The following is a 12011-nucleotide window of genomic DNA, read 5'->3' on the forward strand; positions in this document are numbered from 1 at the left end:
AATACTGACTTCAAAACTACTATGTAATTTTAAAGCTATTACCATTCCAACAGAATGATAATGAATTGACTGTGCCAAATAACCCCTCTCTATATAGAAAGTAATTATTCGTATTGGTCACTCAGTTCATTGAAATCAATTTGTTACCGAAGTAACTGCTATTACCTAAGTAATAACGTTTTGATATTCATCAACGAGTGCCCACACAGATTGATAGGTTTAAATTGTTAAAGAGCTTTTCCTTTTTGAGCTTCGCTCAAATCGGACGGCCATTTTAGCGATTTAAGTTTTAGTGTCAACCACTATTTTCAAAACTTTTTTCAAGCGCTTAGCTTGGCTAATTTGACCTGCTGATTCGTTTGGGTTTCCTAAGAAGCCATCCCGTGTCAGCGAGGTGGCATTATAGAGATTTCGATCACACTGGCAAGCCCTTTTTGAAGTTTTTCTTACTTTTTTGATTGTTCGAGCGTTTTTTGTTCAAAACACCCCATTTTCACTAGTATTCCCCTTAATTAAGGGCTTAAGGTGCCTATATAAAGGAGGATTTATGAGTTCAATACGCAGTTATAAAGGGATATCACCCCAAATTGGGCAAGGTGTCTATATAGATACAAGTTCGGTACTGGTTGGTGATATCAAAATCGGGGATGACTCTAGTGTATGGCCTTTGGTTGCAGCTCGAGGGGATGTGAACCACATACATATAGGCGATAGAACCAATATCCAAGACGGCAGTGTCTTGCATGTCACCCATAAGAATGCAGAAAACCCTGACGGTTATCCTCTATTAATAGGTAATGATGTCACTATCGGACATAAAGTAATGCTGCATGGCTGTACTATTGAAGATCGTGTACTTGTTGGTATGGGAGCTATCGTGCTTGATGGCGTGGTTATTAAAGAAGATGTGATGATTGGTGCTGGTAGCTTGGTTCCGCCTAATAAGGTACTTGAAAGCGGTTATCTATATGTAGGAAGCCCAGTTAAGCAAGCACGCCCATTAAACGATAAAGAACGTGCTTTCTTGCAGAAGTCGGCTGACAATTATGTTCAGAATAAAAATGATTACCTAGACTCAGTGCTTCCTGTTTAAAGCGCTTTGATCTGAATTCGATTAGAGGAGTCATACTCCTCTTCTTCTATTAGCTCTTCTGCTAATTCTTCAATATCAAAACGAAGCTCAGAAAATATAGCCAACGCTTGTTCACCTTCTTCTATATCTTTACCTGCCAATAGTGATAATTCTTCAATAGACATGACACATTCGATCAATGCACCCGACTGTTGTGCTGGAAAAACGATTGACTGACTCTCTTCATCCCAATCTTGGATATCAGGAAATAAGATTGATTGATTCATTTTTATAAGTACCTTGTTACATCTCTAGATTTCTACGTAGTTCTCTTAAGATCTGCTTGGTTCCCGGACGAAGACCACGCCAGAGCATGAAGCTCTCTGCAGCCTGACCCACCAGCATACCTAAACCATCATAAGCAGCATGAACACCATTATCTAATGCCCATTGATTAAATACTGTAGTTCCCGATCCGTAAACCATGTCATAAACGGCACTATTAGAATTGAAAATAACGTCAGACACTTCAGGAAGCTGTCCGCTTAGACCAGAAGAAGTCGAATTAATAATGACATCAAAGCCTTCGTTCACATCACTTAGCCCCATACCTTTGATATTTCCATGCGACGAAAACATCTCAGCCAATAGTTCTGCCTTTGAACTGGTTCGGTTGGCGATAACCAACTGCTGCGGTTTTTGGTCAAGCAGAGGTTGAATCACTCCTCTCGCTGCACCACCAGCACCTAACAAGAGAACTCGAGCACCCTCTAATATTACCTGATGCTGAAGCAAATCCTGAACGAGACCCTCACCATCAGTGTTATCACCGATGATCTCTCCGTCATCTAACTTCTTCAATGTATTAACTGCACCAGCTAGTTGAGCCCTTTCCGTTAAGCGATTAGCAAACTGATAAGCGTCTTCTTTAAATGGCGCAGTGACATTACACCCTCTACCGCCTTCGCTAAAAAAAGCGTTAGCCGCGGTAATGAATTGACCATGTTCTGGCTGCAGTGCTGTATAGGTAAGTTGTTGATTGGTTTGGCGAGCAAATAATGTGTGAATAAATGGCGATTTGCTTTGCCCAATAGGGTTGCCGAAAACGGCATAACGATCTACTTGCTGTGTCATATCCTTACCTAACAGAAATAAAAAGGGTCATCTATATAGATGACCCTATCACTATCGCTATAAGGAAGGAAGAACTACCAAACTCGAGGCTTTAGGTAGTCACTATAAAGCAGAGCTTCTGGTGAACCCTCTTGAGGTTCGTAGCGATATTCCCAACGAGCCAATGGTGGCATAGACATCAATATAGACTCTGTGCGGCCACCACTCTGTAGACCAAATAGGGTGCCACGGTCATACACAAGGTTAAATTCAACATAGCGACCACGACGATAAAGCTGGAAGTCACGCTCACGTTCACCATAAGGTGTCTCTTTGCGTCGTTCTACAATTGGTAAATACGCGGCAGCAAAACCTTCACCGACCGCTTGCATATAAGAGAAACTCTTCTCAAAGCCCCACTCGTTAAGATCATCAAAGAACAGACCACCAACACCGCGTGTTTCATCTCTGTGAGGCAGATAAAAGTATTTATCACACCACTCTTTATGCTCTTGATAAACATCATCACCAAACGGCGCACACAGATCTTTAGCTGTTTGATGCCAAGACTGGCAATCTTCATCAACCGGATAGAATGGTGTTAAATCAAAACCACCACCGAACCACCAAATAGGGTCTTCCCCTTCTTTTTCCGCAATAAAGAATCGAACATTCGCGTGTGAGGTTGGGATGTATGGGTTTTTAGGGTGGATAACTAATGAGACGCCCATTGCCTCAAACTTACGCCCAGCTAATTCAGGACGATGAGCGGTGGCTGAGGCTGGCATGGCCTTACCCGCTACGTGAGAGAAATTAACCCCACCTTGCTCGAATACCGCACCGTTGGTCATCACACGAGTACGACCGCCGCCACCGAGACGTTCACCAGGTTCACGCTGCCATGCGTCTTCTTCAAACAACGCACTACCATCAGCTTGCTCAAGCTGCTGGCAAATCGAATCTTGTAGGCTCAGTAAAAACTGTTTTACTGCTTCTTTATCAATTGCTGACATCTTTCTTCCTCTGCAGGGTTTAACCCTGTCTTAATATTTTCGACGTTTTTGCATCTCTAATTTCGCTTGGCTTCTCACGACCACCCGTTTGACCTTCTAAAATAGCCACCAAATGTTGGCCAAGTTGCAGCTGAACTTCTTCAGTCGTCATACAAGGCGGCTCGCCGGTCAGGTTAGCACTGGTAGAGGTTAACGGCTTACCAAACTCATTACACATTCTTTGAACCAAAGGGTGATCAGTCACGCGTACCGCGATCGAATCAAATTGACCGCTGACCCAGTCAGTAACTTTACTGCTGGTTGGCATAATCCAAGTGACCGGACCTGGCCATGTCGCTTTAACCGTCGCTAATTGGTCATCCGTTAGTTGACTCTCATCAATATAAGGAAGCAACTGCTCGTAGCTTGCCGCAATTAGGATCAAGCCCTTTTCAGCTGGGCGTTGTTTTAACTCGAGTAATTTCTGGATGGCTTGTGGATTATCAGGATCACAACCGACCCCAAAAACGCCTTCGGTCGGGTAAGCAATGACTTCACCTTGTTGTAATGCCTGCAAAGTATGTTGAAAGTTATCCACGGGTGCCTCATTAATTCAGTTATCTAACTCACTAAGTGTACAAATTATCACTCACTGTGACTAAAGCTATTTGTTTATAAAATGTATCAATTAACAACTTAGACTGACGCAAACGTTTTCCTTGGGCAATTTTACCCGTATAATGCGCGCAAAATATCTAATCACTAATTAAATCGTACCTGAAGGAGTTTGAGATGACTGTCGGTATTATCATGGGTTCTAAATCTGATTGGCCAACAATGAAGCTAGCTGCAGAAATGTTGGACCAGTTTGGCGTGGCGTACGAAACAAAAGTGGTTTCTGCTCACCGCACACCTCAGTTGCTTGCAGACTACGCAACCAGTGCGAAAGAGCGCGGTATTAAAGTGATTATTGCTGGTGCTGGCGGCGCTGCACACCTTCCAGGCATGGCTGCTGCTTTCACAAGCGTACCTGTTCTTGGTGTTCCAGTTCAATCTAAAGCACTGAAAGGCATGGACTCTCTGCTTTCTATCGTACAGATGCCAAAAGGCATCGCGGTAGGTACTCTAGCTATCGGTGAAGCTGGTGCAGCGAACGCTGGCATTCTAGCTGCTCAAATCATTGGTACACACAATGAAGAAGTGATGGCAAAAGTCGAAGCGTTCCGCTCTGAGCAAACAGAAACGGTACTTGCTAACCCAAACCCTGCAGAGGACTAATTCCCATGCATGTTCTTGTGTTAGGCGCGGGCCAACTTGCTCGCATGATGTCCCTAGCTGGGGCACCGCTGAATATTGAAATTTCTGCTTTTGATGTTGGCAGCAAAAATATTGTTCACCCATTAACGCAAGCGATTCTAGGCAACGGCTTAGAAAATGCGATAGAGCGTGCGGACGTCATTACTGCAGAGTTCGAACACATCCCTCACGATGTACTTGAGGTGTGTGAGCGCAGCGGTAAGTTCTTACCGACAACAGAAGCAATCAAAGCCGGCGGCGACCGTCGCCTTGAAAAAGCGCTGTTGGACGAAGCGAACGTGAAAAATGCTAAGTACTATGTGATTAATTCTCGTGAAGACTTTGACGCTGCGATCGCTCACGTTGACTTACCAATGGTACTGAAGAGCACACTTGGCGGCTACGATGGCAAGGGCCAGTGGCGCTTAAAGACACTCGACAATGTTGATGCGACTTGGGCAGAAATGGCTGAGTGTATTGCCGCAACAGACAACCAAGCCATTGTGGCTGAAGAGTTTGTTCCGTTTGACCGCGAAGTATCACTGGTTGGTGCTCGTGGTATCAATGGTGAGATTCAAGTGTATCCACTGGCTGAGAATGTTCACACCGAAGGCGTGTTGAGCTTATCGACAGCGATTGATGACATTGAGCTGCAAGAGCAAGCAAAAACCATGTTCACCGCAGTTGTAGAACGTTTGGACTACGTTGGCGTGCTTGCACTTGAGTTCTTTGATGTTCAAGGTTCACTGCTGGTTAATGAGATTGCACCACGTGTTCATAACTCTGGCCACTGGACGCAACAAGGCGCAGAAACTTGTCAGTTTGAGAACCACCTACGTGCCGTATGTGGTATGCCACTAGGCAGCACTAAACTGATTCGTCCAACCGCAATGATCAACATTCTTGGTGAAGATACCCTACCTGAGGCTATTCTGGCTCAAGGCGGCTGTCATGTTCATTGGTATGGCAAAGAGAAGCGTGCGGGTCGTAAGATGGGCCACATCAATGTGAGCGCTGACTACAACGCCGAACTGCAAAGAACATTATGTTCATTGGCAAACATTCTCGATAAGCAAGCCTACCCTGCTGTGCATGAGTTTGCTGAGCAGATGAAGTAAGCCTACATTGGCTTATTGATGTAAAAAGTTCATTGGATATAGAAACGGCGCTCATTGAGCGCCGTTTTTTTATTTCTGGTGGTTAACTTACTGTGATTAAAATGACTACTGAGATTGAATGTGATGACACTTGCGATCAGCACATTGCTTCTTAGTGCCACTGGCCGTTTTCTTCTCCAGTAACAGCGGGAACTGGCACTCTTCGCAACGACCTATAACAGGTGGCTGGTTAACAGCAAACTTACACTTAGGGTAGTTATCACACGCATAGAAGGTTTTGCCATAGCGAGATTTGCGCTCAACCAAATGGCCTCGACCACACTCAGGGCAGGCGACAAGTGGCTGCTCTTCAGGTTGTTCTTTTGGTTGGTCCAAAGATTCGATGTGATTACACTCTGGATAGTTACTACAACCAATGAACATCCCAAAGCGACCTTGCCTTAATACCAATTCGTTTTGGCATTTAGGACACGGCACGCCCAGCTCTTTCACCACATGACCATCATTTTGATGAAGAGGCTTGATGTAATCACAGTTCGGATACTGCTTACAGCCTAAAAATGGGCCGTGCTTACCATGGCGAAGCTGAAGCTCTCCACCACACTGTGGACATGGTTCATGCTCTAACGCATGTTCATGTGCTGAAAAAAGCTGATTATCAATCTTACTACTCATGACAAGCCTGTATTAATGCAAGATACCTTGCTCTTTGGTGTACAACAGCTCTTCCATTTGCGTGTAAGCACTTTCATTACCCGGCACGTTAAATAGCACCATTAAGATAATCCATTTCAGATCATCCAATTCAAATTCGTTGGTCTCAAGTCCCATCACACGATCAATTACCATTTCACGAATCTCTGTCGTGAGCACGTTGATCTGCTCTAAGAATAGTAGGAAACCTCGACACTCCATATTAATACGTGAAATCTCTTTGCTTGTGTAAACACGCATCGAGGTATTGGAGCACATAGTAATCGCCGCTTGGTTGTCGGTATCTTGCAGTGCCGCAAGATCTTCTAACCAATGGAGGGCCTTATAAATATCATCTTGGTGAAACCCTGCTCGAAGAAGTTCATCTTCCAGTTCGTCTTGATCCACCTGCAATTCTGAATCGCTATGGATGTAGGTTTCAAACAAGTACATCAGTATGTCCATCATCATAGCTAGCCTCTCCCCTTTCGAATATAGCCACCGGAAACTGCAACAACATGCCCTGAGAGCTCAAGCTCTAAAAGCTGCATCATGACCTCATGCACAGGTATATGGGTTCTCTGTGCCAAAATATCAACGGGTGTCGCCTCTAACCCTACGTTAGCTAACAGCTGTGGAAATGGCAATTGTTCATTTTCACCCTCATTCGGCGTAGGTTCGAATAAGCTGGGCTGCTGATCTATAGACCAGTTTAACAGACTCTTTATTTCAATTAGAACATCTTGAGCACTCTGTACTAAGCATGCACCAGATTTAATTAAGCTGTTACCTCCGCGACAGGTTGGGTTATGAATAGAACCAGGAAGTGCAAACACTTCGCGACCTTGCTCCATCGCATAACGCGCTGTAATCAGTGAGCCACTTTTCTCAGCAGCCTCAACAACGAGAGTCCCCAAAGACAAGCCACTTATAATACGGTTACGCCGAGGGAAATGTTCAGATCGAGGTTTAGCACTTGGGCGGAATTCTGATATCAGCGCGCCATTCTCACAAATTCTATCCGCGAGATTTCGGTGACGTGCAGGGTAAATAGAGTCCAAGCCTGAGCCCAACACAGCAAAAGTTTCCCCTCCTTTATCCAGAGCACCATCATGAGCATAACCATCAATCCCAAGCGCTAAACCACTGGTGACAATCAAACCGTTTTGGACGAACTCTTTGGCGAAGGACTTGGCGGTTTGCAGCCCTTCATGACTGGCATTGCGACTGCCGACCATGGCGATTTGAGGTTCAATCAGCTTTTCGACGTGTCCTTTAACGAAAAGAACACTGGGTGCAGAGGCTGTCTCGTTCAGCAGTTTGGGATAATGTGGGCAACTAGGAGTAATGATGTGATGATTAGGCCGTTTTGCTTGCCATGTTAAGCAAGCTTCCACTTCTCTTGGAACTTGCTGTCTTAAGTAGGAGATTTGCTTGGCTGACAAGCCCATCGCTTGCAACTGCTGACTTGAGTAGCCAACGATGTTCGAAGGGGAGTCGATACTCAGCAAGCGAGAAAGGCGTTTGCCACCCAATTGCGGAACAAAACTTAGAGTTAGCCAAGCACTCAGTTGTTGCTCATTCACTCGGTGCCCTTAGCCTCTTCCGTCAAAGCTAGATCCAAAGGAGATACCGCCAGAATTTCATTACTAACCGGCTTAGAACTTTGAGTGATCAAGGCCAAGCTAAAATACTCGTAAGGGCGAATCACCATCAAACTACCCAGAGAGGTACTTGGCAATTGCACCTTATCGCTCGCAGCTGACTCTTTATAGCTATATTTACCCTGCTTACCAAACACCACCGCGCCGCTTTCACTAAGCGTAAACATAGATCCTTGGCGAAGATTGTCCTGTGAGCCTTTATTAATAACCACCACCTGATTCTTTGCACTGTATTGGCTGCCGTCTAATGAACCCAAGATATTAGCAAACTGACCCGCTGCACTAGGCGCAGGATAAAACGTGGTTGAGAGCTTCACCTGATCAACACCAAGTTCAGGTAGCACAAGGTCGTTAAGCAGTACCTCTTGCAGTTGAGTGTCTATTTGCAAGCTACTAAACTCAGCGTCCACCTCTTTGAGACGCGCAGTGGCAACCAAACGTAGCGATGTCATACTCGCTTGGGGTTGCTGTCGTTGGTAGGTTTCAACGGCGCGGTAAATACCCCACTTTTGATGTTGTTGGTTGCCCGAGATAAATAACCTGTCTGCACCCGATAAGAAACGCTTGCCATCACTCGTCCCCAATACTCGTTGCGCGGATTGAATATCTTGCCGCTCAACCAAGCGATCAGATTGTAGATATGGCAGAACTAATCCCTCATTGACGGTTGGCACCGCTTTCTTCTCAGAGACACGAATCTTAGGGCTCAGTTTGATAACCGGTTTAAGACTCAATACCGGTTCACCATTAATCCAAACCAAAGACAATTTATCTCCGGGGTAAATAAGGTGCGGGTTTTCTATCTCAGGATTTACCTGCCACAACCTTGGCCACAACCACGGACTATCGAGATACATCGCAGAGATATCCCACAAGGTATCGCCTTTAACCACTACATACGCCTCGGGTGCGCCCTGCTTTATGGTTAAAGGTTGAGCACTATTTTCAGCCATAGCGGCGAACGAAAGCGAGGCACAAACAACAGAAAAAATGGAAGAAAAATGACGCATGACCTAGGTTCCTTGGTCTGAATATATGACATCTGATTTGAGAATTACCTTCAGGATGCTGTCATTTGACCTCTAAAATGTCTAGAATTGAGCCAACAAGGTTTAAGCTGTTTCGGCACAGTTCAATATTTCGAGTGTATATGTCTGTATTACAAGTATTAACATTACCAGATGATCGTCTACGTACCGTGGCGAAACCGGTAAAAGAAGTTACCCCAGAGATTCAAAAGTTCGTTGATGACATGATTGAAACCATGTACGACGAAGAAGGTATCGGCCTTGCGGCAACGCAAGTAGATTTCCACCAGCGCATCGTTGTTATCGATATTTCAGAAACACGTGACGAACCTATGGTTCTTATCAATCCTGAAATTACTGAGAAGCGCGGCGAAGATGGTATCGAAGAAGGTTGCCTATCTGTACCTGGCGCTCGAGCTCTAGTACCTCGCGCTGCAGAAGTAACGGTTAAAGCATTAGACCGTGACGGTAACGAATTCACGTTCGACGCTGATGACCTTCTGGCTATCTGTGTTCAGCACGAACTTGACCACCTAGAAGGCAAGTTGTTTGTTGATTACCTATCGCCACTAAAGCGTAAACGCATTCAAGATAAGCTAGCGAAGATTAAACGTTTCAACGAGAAACAAGGTTAATAATCGCTGCTATTACTAAATTAGAAGGAAGCCTACCTTGAGTCAGTCTTTAAGAATTGTCTTCGCAGGTACTCCGGATTTCGCCGCCCGTCACTTGGCGGCGTTGTTGTCTTCGGAGCATGAAGTTATTGCTGTTTACACACAGCCAGATCGTCCAGCAGGTCGCGGTAAAAAACTAACGGCGAGCCCAGTAAAAAACATCGCACTTGAAAACAATATTCCGGTTTACCAACCAGAAAACTTCAAGTCAGATGAAGCTAAGCAAGAGCTAGCGGATTTGAATGCTGACATCATGGTTGTTGTCGCATACGGCTTATTGCTTCCGCAGGCTGTATTAGATACGCCTCGCTTAGGTTGTATCAACGTACATGGCTCTATCCTACCGCGCTGGCGTGGTGCTGCTCCGATTCAACGCTCTATTTGGGCGGGTGATAAAGAGACTGGCGTGACGATCATGCAGATGGATATCGGTCTAGATACTGGCGACATGCTAAGCATCGCGACGCTACCTATCGAAGCGACAGATACTAGCGCGTCAATGTACGAAAAGTTAGCGGGCCTTGGCCCTGATGCTCTTGTTGAGTGTTTGGCGGATATCGCTTCTGGCAAATCGGTTGCTGAGAAGCAAGACGATGAACTTGCTAACTACGCGAAGAAGCTAAGCAAAGAAGAAGCACGTATCAACTGGAGTGATGACGCGGCTCATATTGAGCGCTGCGTTCGTGCCTTCAACCCATGGCCAATGAGCCACTTTGAAGCCGCTGAAAATAGCATCAAAGTATGGCAAAGCCGTGTAGCAGAGCAAACTTCTGATAAGCCTGCAGGTACCATTCTGCAAGCGGATAAAACTGGTATCTATGTAGCGACAGGGCAAGGCGTGCTTGTTCTTGAACAACTGCAAGTTCCAGGTAAAAAAGCCATGTCAGTTCAGGACATCTTGAACTCTCGTGCAAGCTGGTTTGAAGTTGGTACTCAACTTTCTTAATCGCTTTTAAAGCAGCTAATTAGCTGCTTAGAAAACCTTTACGAGGGCAGAGATGCCCTCATGTATTCAAATAAAATATTCGGTACCCCTCATGAATGTTCGCGCTGCTGCTGCAAATGTCCTATTCCAAGTTGTCGATAAAGGCCACTCTCTTTCACACGCTCTCCCTGCGGCTCAAAAAACGCTCCGCCCGCGAGACCACGCTCTACTGCAAGAGATTTGCTACGGCGCACTTCGTTACCTGCCTCGCTTAGAGTCAATTGCTAACGAACTGATGGAAAACCCGCTTAAAGGTAAAAAGCGTGTATTCCACCACCTAATCTTGGTGGGCATTTACCAATTAAGCTTCATGCGTATCCCTTCGCATGCTGCGGTAGCTGAAACGGTTGAGGGTACTAAAACACTGCGTGGTCCAAGCCTGAGTGGTTTGATCAACGCTGTACTACGTAGCTACCTACGTGACCAAGAAGAACTAGACGAGAAAGCCGTTAGCCACAATGCGGGCAAATACGGCCACCCAAGTTGGATTCTAAAAATGCTTCAAGAGAGCTACCCAGATCAATGGGAGCAACTGGTTGAAGCAAACAACAGCAAGGCACCAATGTGGCTGCGCGTTAACCGCCAACACCACACTCGTGACGAGTATGTTGAACTGCTTAAAAACGAAAACATTGAATACACATTGCACCCTGAAGCAGCCGATGCCATAAAATTAGCGGCACCTTGTGATGTAACTCTGCTTCCTGGCTTCGACAGAGGTTGGGTATCTGTGCAAGACGCTGCTGCTCAGCTTTCGGTTGATTACTTAACACCAAAAGATGGTGAGCTAATCCTAGATTGTTGTGCTGCACCAGGTGGTAAAACAGCTCACATTCTTGAGCATACCAATGACACTGAAGTGGTTGCGATTGACTGCGACATTAAACGCTTAGACCGTGTTTACGATAACCTTGAACGTCTACAACTGCGTGCCGACGTAATTTGTGGCGATGCTCGTTACCCTGAAGAGTGGTGGATGGGCGACAAGTTCGACCGTATCCTGCTTGATGCACCTTGTTCAGCAACAGGCGTAATTCGCCGTCACCCTGACATTAAGTGGCTACGTCGTGCATCTGACATTGATGCGCTGGCTGAACTGCAAAGCGAGATTATGGATGCAATGTGGCGTCAGCTGAAAGAAGGCGGCACCATGGTTTATGCGACATGTTCTATCACGCCGCAAGAAAACGTACTGCAAGTGAAAGCATTCCTAGCACGTACTGAGAACGCAACGCTTGTTGGGTCTGATATCGAAAATCCGGGTCGTCAAATACTACCTGGAGAAGAAGATATGGATGGCTTCTACTACGCAGTTCTAGTAAAACAGGCATAACAACTAACAGCGGCTAAGAATTTATTTCTTAGCCGCTGTTTCT

The 12011-nt window shown here is 45.6% G+C and carries 14 protein-coding genes; 6 read left to right on the plus strand and 8 right to left on the minus strand.

Annotated features, from left to right (window positions below):
• Nucleotides 1–547 precede the first annotated feature (547 nt).
• A complete protein-coding gene (locus BCT34_RS18940; RefSeq protein WP_076654358.1) occupies nucleotides 548–1093 on the plus strand; it encodes a gamma carbonic anhydrase family protein in 546 nt (181 codons plus the stop codon).
• On the opposite strand, the gene BCT34_RS18945 is transcribed toward BCT34_RS18940, so the two are convergent.
• The 4 genes from BCT34_RS18945 to BCT34_RS18960 form a co-directional block, all read right to left on the minus strand.
• A complete protein-coding gene (locus tag BCT34_RS18945; protein ID WP_076654357.1) occupies nucleotides 1090–1359 on the minus strand; it encodes a DUF1488 domain-containing protein in 270 nt (89 codons plus the stop codon). The genes BCT34_RS18940 and BCT34_RS18945 overlap by 4 nt on opposite strands.
• A gap of 16 nt (nucleotides 1360–1375) precedes the next feature.
• On the minus strand, nucleotides 1376–2206 hold the full coding sequence (aroE, locus tag BCT34_RS18950) for a shikimate dehydrogenase (protein ID WP_076654356.1): 831 nt from the start codon (nucleotides 2204–2206) through the stop codon (nucleotides 1376–1378).
• 74 nt (nucleotides 2207–2280) lie between these two features.
• Complete coding sequence (hemF, locus tag BCT34_RS18955) at nucleotides 2281–3198, minus strand: oxygen-dependent coproporphyrinogen oxidase (RefSeq protein ID WP_076654355.1); 918 nt, start codon at nucleotides 3196–3198, stop codon at nucleotides 2281–2283.
• Between the two features lie 19 nt (nucleotides 3199–3217).
• Entirely contained in the window at nucleotides 3218–3775 is a 558-nt protein-coding gene (locus BCT34_RS18960; RefSeq protein ID WP_076654354.1) for an L-threonylcarbamoyladenylate synthase, read from the minus strand.
• A gap of 194 nt (nucleotides 3776–3969) precedes the next feature.
• Between BCT34_RS18960 and purE the strand changes: the two genes are divergently transcribed.
• Both purE and BCT34_RS18970 read left to right on the plus strand, forming a co-directional pair.
• Nucleotides 3970–4455 (plus strand): 5-(carboxyamino)imidazole ribonucleotide mutase, encoded by a 486-nt coding sequence (gene purE / locus BCT34_RS18965; protein ID WP_004735777.1) that lies wholly within the window; start codon nucleotides 3970–3972, stop codon nucleotides 4453–4455.
• Nucleotides 4456–4460: 5 nt separating this feature from the next.
• Complete coding sequence (locus BCT34_RS18970) at nucleotides 4461–5591, plus strand: 5-(carboxyamino)imidazole ribonucleotide synthase (RefSeq protein ID WP_076654353.1); 1131 nt, start codon at nucleotides 4461–4463, stop codon at nucleotides 5589–5591.
• 105 nt (nucleotides 5592–5696) lie between these two features.
• Here the strand turns inward: BCT34_RS18970 and BCT34_RS18975 are convergent, their stop codons facing one another.
• Genes BCT34_RS18975 through BCT34_RS18990 form a run of 4 tightly spaced genes read right to left on the minus strand, consistent with a single transcriptional unit; the run spans nucleotide 5697 to nucleotide 8958 of the window.
• Nucleotides 5697–6266 carry a topoisomerase DNA-binding C4 zinc finger domain-containing protein gene (locus tag BCT34_RS18975; RefSeq protein WP_076654352.1) on the minus strand — a complete coding sequence of 190 codons (570 nt, stop codon included), beginning with the start codon at nucleotides 6264–6266 and terminating at the stop codon, nucleotides 5697–5699.
• 12 nt (nucleotides 6267–6278) lie between these two features.
• Nucleotides 6279–6755: a DUF494 family protein gene (locus tag BCT34_RS18980; RefSeq protein WP_029235095.1), complete on the minus strand. Its 477-nt coding sequence runs from the start codon at nucleotides 6753–6755 to the stop codon at nucleotides 6279–6281.
• A 2-nt stretch (nucleotides 6756–6757) separates the two neighbouring features.
• Nucleotides 6758–7870 (minus strand): DNA-processing protein DprA, encoded by a 1113-nt coding sequence (dprA, locus tag BCT34_RS18985; protein WP_076654351.1) that lies wholly within the window; start codon nucleotides 7868–7870, stop codon nucleotides 6758–6760.
• Entirely contained in the window at nucleotides 7867–8958 is a 1092-nt protein-coding gene (locus tag BCT34_RS18990; RefSeq protein WP_076654350.1) for a LysM peptidoglycan-binding domain-containing protein, read from the minus strand. The genes dprA and BCT34_RS18990 overlap by 4 nt, the downstream gene beginning before the upstream one ends.
• A 140-nt stretch (nucleotides 8959–9098) precedes the next feature.
• On the opposite strand from BCT34_RS18990, the gene def reads away from it, so the two are divergent.
• The 3 genes from def (at nucleotide 9099) to rsmB (ending at nucleotide 11968) form a co-directional block, all read left to right on the plus strand.
• Nucleotides 9099–9611, plus strand: a complete 513-nt coding sequence (gene def / locus BCT34_RS18995) for a peptide deformylase (protein WP_017058772.1) — start codon at nucleotides 9099–9101, stop codon at nucleotides 9609–9611.
• A gap of 37 nt (nucleotides 9612–9648) precedes the next feature.
• Nucleotides 9649–10596, plus strand: a complete 948-nt coding sequence (gene fmt / locus BCT34_RS19000) for a methionyl-tRNA formyltransferase (protein ID WP_076654348.1) — start codon at nucleotides 9649–9651, stop codon at nucleotides 10594–10596.
• A gap of 91 nt (nucleotides 10597–10687) precedes the next feature.
• Entirely contained in the window at nucleotides 10688–11968 is a 1281-nt protein-coding gene (gene rsmB / locus BCT34_RS19005) for a 16S rRNA (cytosine(967)-C(5))-methyltransferase RsmB (RefSeq protein ID WP_076654347.1), read from the plus strand.
• The last annotated feature ends 43 nt before the right edge of the window (nucleotides 11969–12011 follow it).

The organism is Vibrio sp. 10N.261.45.E2 (genome assembly GCF_002875705.1).
GTDB lineage: Bacteria > Pseudomonadota > Gammaproteobacteria > Enterobacterales > Vibrionaceae > Vibrio.

Coding starts and splice junctions, on each gene's coding strand:
- BCT34_RS18940 (WP_076654358.1), top strand. CDS start 548: ATGAGTTCAATACGCAGTTATAAAGGGATATCACCCCAAATTGGGCAA.
- BCT34_RS18945 (WP_076654357.1), bottom strand. CDS start 1,359: ATGAATCAATCAATCTTATTTCCTGATATCCAAGATTGGGATGAAGAG.
- aroE (WP_076654356.1), bottom strand. CDS start 2,206: ATGACACAGCAAGTAGATCGTTATGCCGTTTTCGGCAACCCTATTGGG.
- hemF (WP_076654355.1), bottom strand. CDS start 3,198: ATGTCAGCAATTGATAAAGAAGCAGTAAAACAGTTTTTACTGAGCCTA.
- purE (WP_004735777.1), top strand. CDS start 3,970: ATGACTGTCGGTATTATCATGGGTTCTAAATCTGATTGGCCAACAATG.
- BCT34_RS18970 (WP_076654353.1), top strand. CDS start 4,461: ATGCATGTTCTTGTGTTAGGCGCGGGCCAACTTGCTCGCATGATGTCC.
- BCT34_RS18975 (WP_076654352.1), bottom strand. CDS start 6,266: ATGAGTAGTAAGATTGATAATCAGCTTTTTTCAGCACATGAACATGCG.
- BCT34_RS18980 (WP_029235095.1), bottom strand. CDS start 6,755: ATGATGATGGACATACTGATGTACTTGTTTGAAACCTACATCCATAGC.
- BCT34_RS18990 (WP_076654350.1), bottom strand. CDS start 8,958: ATGCGTCATTTTTCTTCCATTTTTTCTGTTGTTTGTGCCTCGCTTTCG.
- def (WP_017058772.1), top strand. CDS start 9,099: ATGTCTGTATTACAAGTATTAACATTACCAGATGATCGTCTACGTACC.
- rsmB (WP_076654347.1), top strand. CDS start 10,688: ATGAATGTTCGCGCTGCTGCTGCAAATGTCCTATTCCAAGTTGTCGAT.